Raw genomic sequence first — 15,504 nt, forward strand, 5'->3', positions numbered from 1 at the left:
CGCCGGTCCTCGGCGCCCGGCCGGCCGCCACTCGCGTCCGGCACTCGGGACGGGAGATCGAAGCCGGGAGGACGCCCGATACGGTGGGGGCACCATGACCGCATCACAGCCCAGTCAGGCCTCTGACGCCCCCACGCTTCTCGTGAAGATCTTCGGGAAGGACCGCCCCGGGATCACCGCGGGGCTCTTCGACACCCTCGCCGCCTACGCCGTCGACGTGGTCGACATCGAGCAGGTCGTCACCCGTGGCCGCATCGTCCTGTGCGCCCTCGTCACGGAGCCGACCGTGAGCACCGCCGGCGACCTCCGCGCCACCGTGCACAGCTGGGCCGAGTCGCTCAGGCTCCAGGCCGAGATCATCTCGGGTACCGGCGACAACCGGCCGCGCGGCAGCGGCCGTTCGCACGTCACCGTGCTCGGGCACCCCCTCACTTCCGAGTCCACCGCCGCCATCGCGGCCCGCATCACCGCGACCGGCGGCAACATCGACCGGATCTTCCGGCTGGCCAAGTACCCCGTCACGGCGGTGGAGTTCGCGGTGTCCGGCACCGAGACCGAGCCGCTGCGCACCGCGCTCGCGCTGGAGGCCGCAGAGCAGGGCATCGATGTGGCCGTGGTCTCGGCCGGGCTGCACCGGCGCGCCCAGCGGCTCGTCGTGATGGACGTGGACTCGACGCTCATCCAGGACGAGGTCATCGAGCTCTTCGCCGCGCACGCGGGCTGCGAGGCCGAGGTCGCCGAGGTGACCGACCGGGCCATGCGCGGGGAGCTGGATTTCGAGCAGTCGCTGCACGCGCGCGTGGCGCTGCTCGCGGGGCTCGACTCGGCGGTCGTGGACAAGGTCCGCACCGAGGTGCGGCTCACGCCCGGTGCCCGCACCCTGATCCGTACGCTCAAGCGGCTCGGTTATCAAGTGGGTGTCGTATCGGGCGGGTTCACCCAGGTCACCGATGACCTCAAGGAGAAGCTGGGCCTCGACTTCGCCTCGGCCAACACCCTGGAGATCGTGGACGGGAAGCTCACCGGCCGGGTGACCGGCGAGATCGTGGACCGCGCCGGCAAGGCGCGGCTGCTGCGTCGGTTCGCCGCCGAGGCGGGCGTACCGCTGTCCCAGACGGTCGCGATCGGCGACGGTGCGAACGACCTCGACATGTTGAACGCCGCCGGCCTGGGGGTCGCCTTCAACGCGAAGCCGCTGGTCCGCAAGGCCGCGCACACCGCCGTGAACGTCCCGTTCCTGGACACCGTCCTGTACCTGCTGGGCATCACCCGTGAAGAGGTCGAGGCGGCCGACGGCCTCGTGGAGTAGTCGGCGAACGCGAAGCCCCGGTGCGGTCATCTCCGCGCCGGGGCTTCATCGTGTCGGCCGTGTTCGTTCGGGTCGTCGCGCTCGTCGTGTTCGTCGCGAATCGGGAGCCGGTCAGTCGTGCGGGGCCCAGTAGTCGACGAGGTTTCCGACGCCGTGCTCCAGGGACTTCCACGGGCCGGTGAAACCGATGACCGCGAACGACGAGGTCGGGAATCCACTGCGGGCCATGCGGGCGGGCGCGTCGCCCTCGCCGGTCCCCGAGAGGGCCTCCGCCACCGCGTGCACTCCGGGGTTGTGCCCGATGACAAGGAGGTCGTTCACGTCGTCCGGGGTCTCGTTCAGGAGCGCGATGAGCTCACCGGGGGAGGCTTCGTACAACCGCTCCTCGTACACGGTCCTGGGGCGGTGCGGCAGTGCCTGCACCACCAGCTTCCAGGTCTCGCGCGTCCTGGCCGCGGTCGAGCACAGTGTCAGGTCGAAGGGGATACCGGTCTCGGCCAGCCGGGCCCCGGCGGTGGGGGCGTCCATGCGGCCGCGGTCGGCGAGCGGCCGATCGTGGTCGGACACCTGTGGCCAGTCGGCCTTCGCATGCCTGAGTAGGACGATCCTGCGGGGTGTATCGACGCTCATGCATCCCAGCTTCGCATGGATCGCGCCACGGGGCGCAGGGTGTTGGCGTGCTCCCCCACCACGGGTGAACGGGCTGCCGGCCGGGAGGCGGTGGCCGGTGGATGTCCGCCGGTCACCCCTGGCCGGACAGGCTCTGCTGGATGCGTTCCATCAGGTGCGTGACCGCGGGATCGCCGCTCGCGGCCTGCGCCTGGCCGGGACCGGCGATGAGCACGAGCAGGACGGCGAAGGCGATCGCGGGGAGGACCACGGCCCACCACGGCAGCCGCATCTCGACGCCGGAGGCCGGGGGGGTGCTCCGGATGTGTGCACGGGCCGCCATGGCCGCCTCCGTAAGGTTCGGTTGGTGTGCTTCGAACCTACGGACCGGGGGCGCCGGGCCCCATCCGGTGACCCACCCACTTCACCCTGACCCTGGCCCCCTAGGGGATGGTGGGGGTAGCCCCACCCCCGCCCGCGTGAGGGGTCAGGGGGACGCGATGGAGGCGACGATCAGGGGGATGCGATCGACGCGATGATCGCGATGATCAGCGTGATGCCGAGCATCGCGCCGAGCACGATGAGCAGCTTGCGCTGGCCGTTCTGGGGATTGGGGTCGAGTACTGGCATACGCCAAGTCTCGCACCCTTCGGTCGCCCCGACCCGGCCGGGTCGGGGCGCCGGCCGGCCGGGTCAGCGCAGCTCTTCCTCGATGGTGCGGTTGCGTCCGGCGAGCATGCCGACGACGATCTGCGGCACCATCAGCCCCGCCATCAGGCCGATCGGCAGGCCCCAGCCGCCGCTGTGCTGGTAGAGCACGCCGACGAGCAGCGGACCGGGGATGGAGATCAGATATCCGGTGCTCTGCGCGAAGGCGGACAGCCGGACGACACCGGCGCCGCTCCTGGCCCGCATGCCGATCATCGTGAGGGCCAGCGGGAAGGCGCAGTTGGAGATGCCGAGCAGGATGGCCCAGGCCCAGGCTCCCGAAGCGGGGGCGAGGAAGAGTCCCGTGTAGCCGATGAGTCCGCAGAGGCCGAGTACGACGACGATCGGGCCCTGGGTGCGCATACGGGAGGCGACGCGTGGGATGACGAAGGCGAGCGGGATGCCCATCGCCATGGTCACGGCGAGCAGCACACCGGCCGTGCCGGCCGAGACCCCGGCGTCACGGAAGATCTGCGGCATCCAGCCCATGGTGATGTACGCGGCGGTGGCCTGCAGGCCGAAGAAGCAGGCGAGGGCCCACGCGGTGGGGCTGCGGGTGATCCTGAGGCCGGGCGTCTCCTGCCCCTGCGTCGCACTCCGTGCCGCGGCGGCTCCGGTGCTGCGGTGCCGGGAGAGGATGAGCCAGGGCACTACGGCGACGGCGGCGAGGCCGCCCCAGACGGCGAGGCCGGTCTGCCAACTGCCGCCCAGCGCCTGGGTCATGGGGACCGTGGCGGCTGCGGCGAGCGCGGTGCCGAGGGCCAGGGCCATCGAGTAGAGCCCGGTCATCGAGCCGACCCGGTCGGGGAACCAGCGCTTGACGATGACCGGCATCAGGATGTTGCTGACGGCGATGCCCATCAGGGCCAGCGCACTGGCCGCGAGGAACCCGGCCGCGCCGCCCGCGAAGGGGCGCAGCACCAGACCCGCGGCGATCGCCGCCATGCCGGCGCAGATGATCGCGCCGGGGCCGAAGCGGCGGGCGAGCCTCGGGGCGGTGAGGCCGAAGATCGCGAAGCAGAGCGGCGGTACGGAGGTCAGCAGGCCGGCGAGGCTGCCGCTCATGCCGAGGCCCGTGCGGACCTCCTCCAGGAGCGGGCCGAGGCTGGTGATGGCCGGGCGGAGGTTGAGCGCGGCGAGGACGAGGCCGACGACCACGAGCCGGGTGATCCACACCGGTCGCTGCGGCGTACTGGCGGGGGGTTCCGCGGGGGTGGCCGGCGCCTCGCGGGCGGGGCTCAGGGTCCGGGTCTCGTCTTCGGGCATGGAGCCATCATAGAATCATGGGATGATTGGTTGTCCAATCGCTTCCCCGAGGCGACACCCGAGACGAGGAGCACCATGCCGCTGACCTCTCCCCGGCGTTCGGCACTGGCCGACCAGGTGATCACCGAGCTGCGCAACCAGATCACCACGGGCGAGTGGCCCGTCGGCTCGCGCATCCCGACCGAGCCCGCGCTGGTCGAGCAGCTGGGAGTGGCCCGCAACACCGTGCGCGAGGCGGTCCGCGCGCTCGCGCACAACGGGCTGCTCGACATCCGCCAGGGCTCGGGCACGTATGTCATCGCCACCAGCGAGCTGGCCGGGGTGATGCACCGCCGCTTCGCGGACGCCGACCCCCGCCACATCGCGGAGCTGCGCTCGACCCTGGAGTCCTCGGCCGCCCGGCTGGCCGCCGAGCGGCGCACCGCGCGTGACGTGCGGCAGCTGGACACACTGCTCGCGCGGCGTGAGCAGGCCTGGGCCTCGGGCGACGCCGAGCACTTCGTGACGGCCGACGCGACGCTGCACCTCGCGATCGTCGCCGCCTCGCACAACGACGTGCTGATCGGGCTCTACGCGGACCTGGGCGACCTGCTGCGCGACTGGCTGCGCGAGGACGTGGGTCAGGAGCTGCGGCCGCAGGAGCACATGGATCACGCGCGGCTGGTCGAGGCGATCCGCGCCGGTGACAAGGAGACGGCCGCCACCGAGGCCGCGGGGTACTCCCTCAAGTGCCTCGGGGAGCGGGCGTAGGGCCGTACGGCACTTCGGGCAGGGGAGCCGGCCTGGCCCGGGCCCGGTGTCACATCCGTCCGTGGCTGACCCACGCGGACCGGACTTCCTTCCAGCAGCGGTCGGTGAGCCGTACCGTCTGCGCGGGTCCGACCTCGACCGGCCGGCCGTCCGCGTCGATGTCCCACCAGCGGTCGCACTCGGTGTGCAGCCGCACCTGGTCGGATTCGGGGAACGGGTTGTGGCAGTACGCGACGACCTGGGAGCCCTCGACCGACGTACGACAGGTGGAGCCGAAGGGGGCGGGCTCGTTGGGGCGCTCCGGGCCGGCGGGCGTCTTGGGGGCGGGCGCGGGGGCCGGTGCGGGACCGGCGGGCGCGCGGAACGCGGGCAGGGCCGGGGCCGCCTGCACCGTGGTGGCCGGGCCGGTCAGTCCGACCAGCGCGACCGTGGACACTGCGAGAGCTGCCGCTCGACGGAATGACGGGCGCAAACGCCCTCACCTCCTCCCCACAGAGCGCCGGGTATGTCCCGGTTTCCACAGTCTGCGGTGAGTCGTCGGTCTTTTCGACTCGGGGGCTCGGATCGGCAGCGGGACCGGCAGGGATCCAGGGGGATCGCGCGCAGAGGGTTGACAGGCTCGGTGGCCTGAATATGTTACATGCAATGTTGAACATGCCACCAGCTCCACCCCTGCACCCCCTCTGGAGGACCCATGCAATGCGACCTTCTGCTGTCCGGTGGACGGGTGGTGACCGTGGACGGCCCGCGGTCCGTGTACGAGCCGGGCTCGGTGGCGGTCATCGGCAACCGGATCGCGGCGGTCGGCCCGGCGGCGGAGATCAACTCCGCCTGGCAGGCGGCCCGGACAATCGACTGCCGGGGCCGCGCCGTCGTCCCCGGCTTCGTCGACGGCCATACGCACCTCTTCCAGGCGCTGGCCCGCGGCCTCGGCGAGGGGCTGTCCATCCGGCCGTGGCTGTGCGAGTTCATGTGGCCGTACTCCATAGCCGTCGGCCCCGAGGACGCCCGGGTCGCGGCCACGCTCGGCGCGGTGGAGGCGCTGCGCTCGGGCATCACCACCGTGATCGACAACCACTACGCGCCGACCGACCCCGAGACCGTGCTCGCGATCGCCCGCGCCGTCGAGTCGACCGGTCTGCGCGGCGCCGTGGCACGCGGGATGATCGGCCACAAGACGGCGGTCGCGGCCGCCCGCGACCTGCCCGACGCCCTCTTCCGCTACTCCGTGGACGAGGAGATCGAGCTCACCCGCCTGTGCATGGAGCGCCGCCCGCCGCACTCCCTGGTGGAGATCTGGCCGGCGCCGCTGAATCTGAGTTACGTCGACCAGGACTTGGTCAGGGGCGCGGCCGAGCTCGCGGCCGAGTTCGGCACGCGCTGGCACACGCACTGCAGCGAAGGGGCCAAGGACCCGGAGAGCTACCTGGAGACGTACGGCGTAAGGCCCGTCCAGTGGCTGGCCCAGGAGGGGCTCCTGGACGAGCGCAGCACGCTCGCCCACGCCGTGTGGCTGGACGAGGCAGAGATCAAACACATCGGCGAGCGGCGGGCCGGCGTCTCCCACAATCCCGCGTCCAACGCCTACTTGGCGTCCGGGGTGATGCGGCTGCGTGAGCTGCGGGACGCGGGCGCGGTGGTGGCGCTCGGCACCGACGGCCCGAGCGCGGGCCACCGCCAGGACATGTTCGAGGTGATGAAACAGACCCTGTTCGGCCAGCGTCAGCACACCCTGGACCCGGCGGTGACGCGCTGCGAGGAGGCGCTCGAACTGGCCACCCGGGAGGGCGGTCGCTACGCGGGCACGGGCACCGGGCACCTGTCGGTGGGCGCGCCCGCGGACATCGCCGTCGTCGCGCTGGACCGCCCTCATCTGCGGCCCCTGCACCGCACCGTGGCCGCGCTCGTCTACTCGGCGCGCGGTTCCGACGTGGAGATGACGGTCGTCGACGGCCGGGTCGTCTTCGAGGACGGCCGCTGCGTGCTGGTCGACGAGGAGGCACTCATGGCCGAGGCACAGGAACGGGCCGAACGGCTGGTGGAGCGGGCCGGTTTCGGCGCGCTGACCACCTCCTGGCGGTACTGACCCACTCCACCGCCGGCCACCGACCCACCCCCGGCTGCCCGTCCGCGGCCCCCGTACATGCGCACACAAGAACCCCCGGCGCGCCCCAAGGGCCGCCGGGTGGAGGGAGACGCACATGTCACGCAAGGAAAGCGACGCCGCCGGGAGAGCCGGCCCCGTATCGGCCGCCGACTCCGTAGCGGCCAACGACTGCGCAGCGGTCGATGAGATCGACCCCGTGGAGACGGTCCCGTCGGCCTGGCGGCTGGCCGTGTACGGGCTTCAGCACGTGCTGGCCTTCTACGCGGGGGCCGTGGTCATGCCCCTGCTGGTGGCGGAGGGAATCGGCCTGAGCGGCGACGACATCGGGCTGCTCGTCAACGCGTCGCTGCTGACCTGCGGCCTCGCCACGCTGCTGCAGTCCGTGGGGCTGCCGGGCATCGGCATCAGGCTGCCTGTGGTGCAGGGGACGTCGACCACCGCCGTTCCCTCGCTCGTCTCGGTGGGGCTCGCGGCGGGCGGGGCGAAGGCGGGGCTGCCCACGGTCTTCGGCGCCGTGATCGCCGCCGGGCTCGCGCTGTTCGTCATCGCGCCGATCTTCAGCAGGCTGGTGCGCTTCTTCCCGCCGCTGGTCACGGGCACGATCGTGACGATCGTCGGGATCACCCTGCTGGCGGTGGCGGCCCGTCAGGTGGGCGGCGGCGACCCGACCCAGGAGACCTTCGGCTCCCCCGCGCATCTGGGTCTGGCCGCGGTGACGCTCGTCGTCATTCTGCTGCTGCACAAGTTCTCGCGGGGCTTTCTGGCCACCGTGGCGGTGCTGGTGGGCCTGTTCGTGGGAACCCTGGTGGCCGCGTTCACCGGCAGGACGGACTTCTCCGGGATCGGGGACGCGTCCTGGGTGGGGATGGCGGCTCCGCTGCACTACGGGACGCCGCGCTTCGAGATGATCGCGGTGCTCTCGATCTTCCTGGTGATGATCATCATCGCGGTGGAGTCGATCGGGCAGTTCTTCGCGGTGGGTGAGATCGTCGGCCGTGAGGTGGACGGCAGACAGGTCACCCGGGCGCTGCGCGCGGACGGCCTGGCCACGGCGGCGGCCGGCCTGCTCAACTCCTTTCCCAGCACGGTCTATTCGCAGAACATCGGGCTGATCAGGCTGACCCGGGTGAAGAGTCGCTGGATCGTCGCCTCGTCCGGCGTGATCATGATGGTGCTCGGCCTGGTGCCCAAGGTGGGCGCGGTGGTCTCCTCGATGCCGGCCTCGGTGCTGGGCGGCGCGACGATCGTGCTGTTCGCGACGATCGCGGTGGTCGGGGTGCAGATCCTGGTCCAGGCGGACCTCACCGACCAGCGCAACACCGTCCTGGTGGCCGCGAGCATGGGCATCGGCTTCCTGCCCACCGCGTTCCCGCAGTTCGCCGAGCAGATGCCGGGACGGCAACTACATGCACTTTTCGAGAGCGGCATCATCCTCGGCACGGTCTCCGCGGTGCTCCTGAATCTGTTTTTCCACCATCTGCGCCTGCCGGGCCGCAAGAAGGTCCCCGTAAAGGCCCCTGGGAGCGCCGAGAATGCCGCGCGAACCGTTGACGGGTCTGAACATTACATGCAACATGAAGTCCACAAGGACGAGGCGTGAGGGCAGCGCGAGAAGGGACTGGGCATGTCGGCAGCGAGTGCGGTCAATCCGGTCGCGGCAGGAACCCTGCTGGCGGACCGGGCGTACGAGGAGCTCAGGAGCGCCGTACTGGCCAATCGGCTGCGCCCCGGTGACGCCCTCTCCGTACCGGCGCTCGCCACCCGGATGGGCATCAGCCGCAGCCCGGTGCGGGAGGCGGTGCAGCGTCTCATCCACGACGGTCTCGCTTCCCACGTCCCGCACCGGGGCGCCGTGGTCTCCACCGTCGACGTCGAGGACGTGCGCCAGCTGTACGTGGTGCGCGAGGTGATGGAGGGCCTGGCCGCCAGGCTCGCCACCGAGCGGCTGGACGCCACCACGGTCGCCGAGCTGCGTGACCTGCTCGACCGGCACGAGCAGGTGGTGACGTCGGACTCCCGCGAGGAGTCCCACATCGAGATGGACATGGCCTACCACCGCCTGATCCGTGAGGTCGCGGGCAACACCCATCTCACCGCCGCACTGGACACCATCCAGGGCAAGGCGCACCTGGCGCTGCACTCGCTGTGGCGCAGCCCGGAGGCGCCGCGGCTGGCCGTGCAGGAGCACCGCCGGATCTTCGAGGCGATGACGGCGGGCGATCCGGACGCAGCCGAGCTGGCCGCCCGCGAACACATCAGGCGGCTGCGGATCCGGCTGTCGCAGGCCGTGGCGAACGGGCCGCGGCCCGACGCGCCGGCGACGGAATTCCGAAGCGTCGACCAGCACGTAGGCCCCGGCGAGTAGCGACTGCGCCAAGGCACCCCGCGCGTCGCACCACCCCCGTTCCACGGAAGGGAAGTGATCGATCGTGAGTACCGCTACCGGCATCCGGCAGGGGGTGGGCGAGAGCGTCCTGCGGCCCGACGGCCGGCTGAAGGTCAAGGGGGCCTTCGCGTACTCCTCCGACCTGCGCATGGACGGCATGGTGTGGGGCGCGACCCTGCGCAGCCCGCATCCTTCGGCGCGGATCCTCCGGCTGGACGCCACCAGGGCGCGCGAGCTGCCCGGCGTGGTGGCGGTGCTCACGCACGAGGACGTGCCGGGCCGGCTGCTGTACGGCATGAAGGTCGCCGACCAGCCGGTGCTGGCCGCCGGCCGGGTCCGCCACCAGGGCGAGCCGGTCGCGCTGGTGGCCGCGGACCACCCCGAGACGGCGCGGCGCGCGCTGCGGCTGATCGAGGTGGAGTACGAGGAGTCGCCCGCGCTCACCGATCCCGAGGAGGCGGTTCGAGGTTCGGGCCCGCTGGTGCACGAGCGGCGGGTCGATGGGAAGAGCGGCAATGTCGTACGTCATGTCCGCATCCGGCACGGCGACATGGCCGCGGCCGGGCAGCTCGCCGAGGTGGTCGTCTCGGGGGTGTACGAGGTCGGGATGCAGGACCAGGCCTTCCTGGGGCCCGAGTCGGGGCTGGCGATCCCGGCCGAGGACGGCGGCGTGGATGTGTATGTCTCCACTCAGTGGATCCACGACGACCAGCGGCAGATCTGCTCGGCCCTCGGGCTGCCGCCGGAGAAGGTGCGGCTGACGCTGTCGGGGGTGGGCGGGGCGTTCGGCGGCCGTGAGGACGTGTCGGTGCAGATTCACGCGGCCCTGCTCGCGCTGCGCACCGGGCGGCCGGTGAAGATGAGCTACAACCGCGAGGAGTCCTTCTTCGGGCATGTGCACCGGCATCCGGCGAAGATGTGGTTCGAGCACGGTGCGACGCGGGACGGCAGGATCGTCTATGTCAAGGCGCGGCTGCTCTTCGACGGCGGCGCTTACACCTCCACCTCGCAGGTCGTCATAGCCAACGGTTCTTACTTCGCGGCGGGCGCCTACGACGTACCGCATGTCGAGATCGACGGCTTCTCCGTCTACACCAACAACCCGCCGTGCGGGGCAATGCGCGGCTTCGGCGCGGTGCAGTCCTGCTACGGCGTCGAGTCGAACCTCGACAAGCTGGCCGCCGCGCTCGACATCGCCCCGGTGGAGCTGCGGATACGCAACGCGATGACGACCGGCACCGTGCTCCCGACGGGCCAGGCGGTGGACGGTCCCGCGCCCGCCGCCGAACTGCTCGCGCGGCTGCGGGACCGGCCGCTGCCGCCCGCCCCCGAGGGGACCTTCGCTCTCCCCGGCGGGCTGAACAACACCACGCACGGCGAGGGCATCAGGCGCGGCGTCGGCTATGCGATCGGGGTGAAGGCGATCGGCTTCTCCGGCGGCGTCGACGACCGCTCGGTGGCCCGGGTCCGGCTGTCCCTCGTCGGCGGCGAGCCGGTGGCCGAGATCCACACCTCCGCCGCCGAGTGCGGCCAGGGCATCGTCACCGTCCAGGCGCAGATAGCCAGGACCGAGCTGGGCATCGAGCGGGTGGTGGTGCTGCCGGCCGACACCCGGGTCGGTGACGCCGGGTCGGCGTCCGCCTCCCGGATCACCTGGATGAGCGGCGGCGCGGTCCGGGGCGCGTGCGTGGCCGTACGGGAGGAGCTGGACGCCCGTGGCGGTGGTCCGTTGGACAAGCTGCTCGCGGACGGGCCGGTCGAGGCCGAGTACGAGTTCTCCCACCGCCGTACGTTCCCTGTCGACCCGGAGCAGGGGCAGGGCGACGCCCATATCGCGTTCGCGTTCGCCGCGCACCGGGCGGTCGTCGAGGTCGACACCGACCTCGGCCTGGTGAAGGTGGTCGAGCTGGCCACCGCGCAGGACGTCGGCAAGGCGATGAACCCCCTTGCCGTGGAGGGGCAGATCGAGGGCGGCAGCGCGCAGGGGCTCGGCCTCGCGCTGATGGAGGAGCTGCACGTCAAGGACGGCCGGGTGCGCAACCCGTCCTTCACCGACTACCTCATCCCCACCATCGCGGACATGCCGTCCGTCCCCATCGACCTTCTTGAACTGCCGCACCCCGACTCGCCGTACGGCCTGAACGGGGTGGGCGAACCACCGACCCTGTCCTCCACTCCGGCCATCGCCAACGCGCTGCGCGACGCGACCGGCCTGGAGCTGGCCAGGGTCCCGGTACGGCCCGACGACTTCATCGGCCGGGCCGGCTTCATCAACGACGGCTCCGGCGAAGGGAGGTGATGCGGGCCCGCCCCCGGGTCCCCCGACGGTTCACCACGGTCATCCGACATACGACCAGAACCAGCTGGGAAGGAAAAGCACCTTGATCATCGACACTCATATGCACCCCACGAACGTGGTGGACCAGGCCTGGAGGCACGACGGCGAGCCGTTCACCGGTGAGCGGACGCTGGCCATGATGGACGGCCCGTACATGATCAACGGCAAGCCGCGCCGGATCGACTACGGCTGCATCATGCCCCCGCCCGGCAACAGCGTGTGGCAGGACGGGATGCGCGGCGGACGCGAAGGCATCCGGGACTACATGGCGTACATCACCGAGCTGGTGACGACGTACCCCGACCGCTTCATCGGGAACTTCATGTACAACCCGCGCTTCGGGCCCGAGAACGGCGCGAAGGAGCTGGAGTTCCACGTCAAGGAATACGGCTACAAGATGCTCAAGCTGCATGCCAACATGCATGCCTACCGCCCCGACCGGGCGCTGGACTGGCTGCGTCCCGTTCTGCGGGTCTGCGACGAGCTGGGCATCCTCGTCCTGATCCACACCGGCGACGGGCCGTACTCGATCCCGACGCAGTTCTATCCGATCATCCGCGAGTTCCCGAACGTCAACTTCATCCTGGGGCACTTCGGGGTGCAGACCGGCGGGGTGTACTGCTTCGAGGCGCTCTACATGATCCTCGACTCCCCCAATGTGTACGGCGAGTCGGGCTGGCTGCTCCAGTCGCGGATCGTGGAGTTCGCCCAGCAGATGGAGAAGCACCAGCTGCTTTTCGGGACCGACTCACCGCCGAACGAACCGGGCATGTGGGCGAGGGAGTTGGAGGTGCTGTGCGGCCCGCCGCCGCAGGGCATGAATCTCTCCGAGGAACACCTGGAGGGCTACCTCGGCAACAACACCGCGAAGCTGCTGGGCATCGAGCCCACGCCCCCGCCGCGCAACCAGGAAGAGGCGCAGCTGCGCCTGAAGGACAGTTACGCCTCGCTGGACACGGCCGCATCGTCCCGCGCGTAACCCCCGGATGCGGCATTTCGGCCGCATGTCCTCGGCCGCCGGACGGGCTCGGTTCCGAGCCCGTCCGGCGGCGAGCAGACGAGAAATGGAATCCCATGCAGCGCATCGGTCATCTCGTTCCGGCCACCGGCATCGGCGTCGAGCGCTGGGCGGCCCAGATCTGCAAGCCGGTCTCCATCGAGACCGCCCAGCCCGTCGGGCGGGCCGCGTTGCCCGAGGTGCTGAGCGGCCCGCTGCTCGCTCCCTCCCAGTCCAATGAACTGACCCGTGCGGCACGGCTGTTGGCCGATGCCGGGGTGGACGCGGTGGTGTGGGGCGGCAGTTCGAGCGACCTGCACGGCGCGGCGCACGGGCGGGCCGTGGCCCGCCGGATCGAGGAGGTGGCGGGCGTACGGGCGTCCACCGTCACGCTGGGGCAGCTCGATCTGCTCGCGCGGCGCGACCTCGTCTCGCTGGCGCTGATCGCGCCCGGCTCGGAGCAGGTCGCGGGCCGTCTGGCGGACACGTATCTCGCGGCCGGGTTCAAGATCGCCTCGGTGACGGCGCTCGGTCTCGGCACACCGCGCGAGGCCGCGGAACTGCCGGTGTCGCGCATGCGCAAGCTGCTGCTCGGCGCGGATTCGCTGGACGCGCAGTGCGTGGTGGTGGCGGGCACCGAGCTGCCGGTGGCACCGGTCGCGGCGCTGGTGGAGCGGGAGTTGGGGAAGCCGGTGTACGACGGGGCGCGGGTGGCGATCCGTACCGGGCTCGATCTGCTGGGGCTGACGGTGAGCGCCCCGGAGTGGGGCGAGCTGTTCACCGTCGACCGCAAGGCGGGGGTCTGCTGTGACCACTGAGCCCGGCCCCTCCCCCGGGGCCTCGCAGGATCTGCGGGTCTTTCTCAGCCAGTACGGCGCCCTGCACCCCGAGGACGTACTGAACATCGACGACAGGATCGACGGTGAGGACGTGGCGGCGCTCGCCATGGAGCTCGCGGCGCGCGGCCGTGACGAGATGCTGGTGTGCGCGCGGGTGACGGGGCTGGGGACCACGCTGGTCACGAACGTCTTCGCGTCCCGGCGCCGGATCGGCCGGCTGCTCGGCGCCGACCCGGCCGGTCTGCACCGGGCGTACCAGCGCGCGTCCGCCCGGCGCTGCGAGCCGCGCGTCGTCGCGGACGGGCCGGTTCTCGAAGTCGTCGATTCGGGCGACGCGGTGGACCTCACCGCGCTCCCCCTCATCCAGCACTTCGCGTCGGACCGAGGCCCGTACATCACCAGCGGCATCATCACGGCCGAGGCCCCGTCGTACGCGGTCGGCCGCTCCGGCAACCTCAGTTACCACCGCTCGCTGGTCCACAGCCGCAATGAACTGGCCACCAGCCTGCACTCGCGCGGTCATCTGTGGCAGCTGCTGCGGCTGGCCGAGGAACACGGAGAGCCGCTGCCGGTGGCGATGGTGGTGGGCGCGCACCCGCTGTTCATGCTCGCCGCCTCGGCGCGTGTCGGCGCGAACACCGACGAACGGGCCGTAGCGGGAGGCCTGTTCGGGGCGCCACTGGAGGTGGTGCGGACACCGGAGTACGGAATCAGGGTGCCGGCGAGCGCCGAGCTGGTCCTGGAGGGGGTGATCGACCCGGCGCGGCGGGCGGCCGAGGGCCCGTTCGGCGAATTCTCCGGATACTCGTCGGACCGCTCGACCAACAACGTCCTGACCGTCGGCACTGTCCTGCGCCGCCGGGACGCGCTGCTCCTCGACGTGGTCGGCGGCAACACCGCCGAGCATCTCAACCTCGCCAGGGTCCCGCGCGAGTCCGAGATGGCGCAGAAGCTGATGGACCGCTTCCCCGAGGTCACGGCGCTGCACTACCCGACATCGGGCACGCACTTCCACGCGTATGTGGCGATGCGCGCGAGCCGCCCGGGGCAGGCCCGTCAGATCATGCTCGGCCTGCTGGGCTGGGACCCGTACCTCAAGACCGTCGTCGCGGTCGACGAGGACGTGGATGTCACCTTGGATTCACAGGTCCTGTGGGCGATGGCCACCCATCTGCAGCCGCACCGCGACGTGTTCACGGTCGACGGGCTGCCGGGCAGCCCGCTGGACCCTTCGTCGACGGCGGACGGCACCACGTCCCGGATGGCGCTGGACGCGACGCGGGGCCCGGACTTCGACGGCGTACGCATCAGGGTCGACCCACGGCGCACGGAAGCCGCGCGCCGTCTGCTGGACGGACGCGCGGCCCAACGACCTCGGAAGCGATAGCGCGCGGGCTCCCGAGGCCGTACGAAAATCCGTGCGGGCTCACGCGCCGACGGCGTGCAGCCCGCCGTCCACGTGGATGATCTCGCCGGTGGTCTTCGGGAACCAGTCGGAGAGCAGCGCCACGACTCCGCGGCCGGTCGGCTCCGGGTCGGCCATGTCCCAGGCCAGCGGGGAGCGGTGGTTCCAGACGTCCGCCAAATCCGAGAAGCCCGGGATGGACTTGGCGGCCATCGAGCCGATCGGACCGGCCGAGATCAGGTTGCAGCGGATGTCGTCCTTGCCCAGGTCACGGGCGATGTAGCGGGAGGTGGCCTCCAGCGCGGCCTTGGCCGGGCCCATCCAGTCGTACTGCGGCCAGGCGTACTGGGCGTCGAAGGTGAGGCCGACGACCGCGCTGCCGCTGCCCATCAGCGGGCGGCACGCCATGGTGAGCGACTTCAGCGAGAACGCCGAGACGTGCATCGCCGTGGCGACCGACTCGAACGGCGTGTTGAGGAAGTTGCCGCCGAGCGCGTCCTGCGGCGCGAAGCCGATGGAGTGCACGACGCCGTCGAGGCCGCCGAGCTCCGCCCGGACGAGCTCCGCGAGGCGGTCCAGGTGCTCGGTGTTGGTGACGTCCAGCTCGATGACCTTGGCGGGCTTGGGCAGCCGCTTGGCGATGCGCTCGGTCAGCGTGGGCCGGGGGAAGGCGGTCAGGATGACTTCGGCACCCTGCTCCTGGGCCAGCCTGGCGGTGTGGAAGGCGATGGAGGACTCCATCAGCACACCCGTGATGAGGACGCGCTTGCCGTCAAGAATTCCGCTCATG

General features: G+C 71.2%; 15 protein-coding genes. 9 read left to right on the plus strand and 6 right to left on the minus strand.

The window, feature by feature from the left end; all coding sequences use genetic code 11:
* Nucleotides 1-94 precede the first annotated feature (94 nt).
* A complete protein-coding gene (serB, locus tag ACLLJJ_RS06685) occupies nt 95-1,309 on the plus strand; it encodes a phosphoserine phosphatase SerB (RefSeq protein WP_434588337.1) in 1,215 nt (404 codons plus the stop codon).
* A 111-nt stretch (nt 1,310-1,420) separates the two neighbouring features.
* On the opposite strand, the gene ACLLJJ_RS06690 is transcribed toward serB, so the two are convergent.
* From ACLLJJ_RS06690 to ACLLJJ_RS06705, 4 genes are all read right to left on the minus strand, one after another.
* Complete coding sequence (locus tag ACLLJJ_RS06690) at nt 1,421-1,939, minus strand: SixA phosphatase family protein (RefSeq protein WP_434588338.1); 519 nt, start codon at nt 1,937-1,939, stop codon at nt 1,421-1,423.
* Between the two features lie 112 nt (nt 1,940-2,051).
* A complete protein-coding gene (locus ACLLJJ_RS06695) occupies nt 2,052-2,261 on the minus strand; it encodes a hypothetical protein (RefSeq protein WP_434588339.1) in 210 nt (69 codons plus the stop codon).
* Between the two features lie 170 nt (nt 2,262-2,431).
* Nucleotides 2,432-2,548 (minus strand): SGM_5486 family transporter-associated protein, encoded by a 117-nt coding sequence (locus ACLLJJ_RS06700; RefSeq protein WP_347126058.1) that lies wholly within the window; start codon nt 2,546-2,548, stop codon nt 2,432-2,434.
* A gap of 63 nt (nt 2,549-2,611) precedes the next feature.
* The gene (locus ACLLJJ_RS06705) at nt 2,612-3,892 is read right to left on the minus strand and encodes a CynX/NimT family MFS transporter (protein WP_434588341.1); all 1,281 of its coding nucleotides are present in this window, start codon (nt 3,890-3,892) and stop codon (nt 2,612-2,614) included.
* Between the two features lie 75 nt (nt 3,893-3,967).
* On the opposite strand from ACLLJJ_RS06705, the gene ACLLJJ_RS06710 reads away from it, so the two are divergent.
* Nucleotides 3,968-4,642 carry a FadR/GntR family transcriptional regulator gene (locus ACLLJJ_RS06710; protein WP_434588342.1) on the plus strand — a complete coding sequence of 225 codons (675 nt, stop codon included), beginning with the start codon at nt 3,968-3,970 and terminating at the stop codon, nt 4,640-4,642.
* A 49-nt stretch (nt 4,643-4,691) separates the two neighbouring features.
* On the opposite strand, the gene ACLLJJ_RS06715 is transcribed toward ACLLJJ_RS06710, so the two are convergent.
* Nucleotides 4,692-5,114, minus strand: coding sequence for a hypothetical protein (locus ACLLJJ_RS06715; RefSeq protein WP_434588343.1), 423 nt, complete (start codon nt 5,112-5,114; stop codon nt 4,692-4,694).
* 222 nt (nt 5,115-5,336) lie between these two features.
* Here ACLLJJ_RS06715 and ACLLJJ_RS06720 point away from each other — a divergent pair, with 222 nt between their 5' ends.
* From ACLLJJ_RS06720 to ACLLJJ_RS06750, 7 genes are all read left to right on the plus strand, one after another.
* Nucleotides 5,337-6,728: an amidohydrolase family protein gene (locus ACLLJJ_RS06720; RefSeq protein WP_434588344.1), complete on the plus strand. Its 1,392-nt coding sequence runs from the start codon at nt 5,337-5,339 to the stop codon at nt 6,726-6,728.
* 115 nt (nt 6,729-6,843) lie between these two features.
* The gene (locus ACLLJJ_RS06725; protein ID WP_434588345.1) at nt 6,844-8,349 is read left to right on the plus strand and encodes a nucleobase:cation symporter-2 family protein; all 1,506 of its coding nucleotides are present in this window, start codon (nt 6,844-6,846) and stop codon (nt 8,347-8,349) included.
* Between the two features lie 24 nt (nt 8,350-8,373).
* Nucleotides 8,374-9,114 (plus strand): GntR family transcriptional regulator, encoded by a 741-nt coding sequence (locus ACLLJJ_RS06730; protein ID WP_434588347.1) that lies wholly within the window; start codon nt 8,374-8,376, stop codon nt 9,112-9,114.
* A 64-nt stretch (nt 9,115-9,178) separates the two neighbouring features.
* Nucleotides 9,179-11,434, plus strand: coding sequence for a molybdopterin cofactor-binding domain-containing protein (locus ACLLJJ_RS06735; protein WP_434588349.1), 2,256 nt, complete (start codon nt 9,179-9,181; stop codon nt 11,432-11,434).
* Between the two features lie 82 nt (nt 11,435-11,516).
* The gene (locus ACLLJJ_RS06740) at nt 11,517-12,452 is read left to right on the plus strand and encodes an amidohydrolase family protein (protein WP_434588350.1); all 936 of its coding nucleotides are present in this window, start codon (nt 11,517-11,519) and stop codon (nt 12,450-12,452) included.
* Nucleotides 12,453-12,547: 95 nt separating this feature from the next.
* Nucleotides 12,548-13,288 carry a hypothetical protein gene (locus tag ACLLJJ_RS06745; RefSeq protein ID WP_434588351.1) on the plus strand — a complete coding sequence of 247 codons (741 nt, stop codon included), beginning with the start codon at nt 12,548-12,550 and terminating at the stop codon, nt 13,286-13,288.
* Nucleotides 13,278-14,696, plus strand: a complete 1,419-nt coding sequence (locus ACLLJJ_RS06750; RefSeq protein ID WP_434588352.1) for a UbiD family decarboxylase — start codon at nt 13,278-13,280, stop codon at nt 14,694-14,696. Before ACLLJJ_RS06745 ends, ACLLJJ_RS06750 begins: the two co-directional genes overlap by 11 nt.
* Nucleotides 14,697-14,735: 39 nt before the next feature.
* Here ACLLJJ_RS06750 and fabI read toward each other — a convergent pair whose 3' ends face one another.
* Nucleotides 14,736-15,503 carry an enoyl-ACP reductase FabI gene (fabI, locus tag ACLLJJ_RS06755; RefSeq protein ID WP_434588353.1) on the minus strand — a complete coding sequence of 256 codons (768 nt, stop codon included), beginning with the start codon at nt 15,501-15,503 and terminating at the stop codon, nt 14,736-14,738.
* Nucleotide 15,504: the final 1 nt, after the last annotated feature.

Origin of the sequence: Streptomyces sp. A5-4 (genome assembly GCF_051131715.1) — a bacterium.
Taxonomy (GTDB): Bacteria; Actinomycetota; Actinomycetes; order Streptomycetales; family Streptomycetaceae; genus Streptomyces.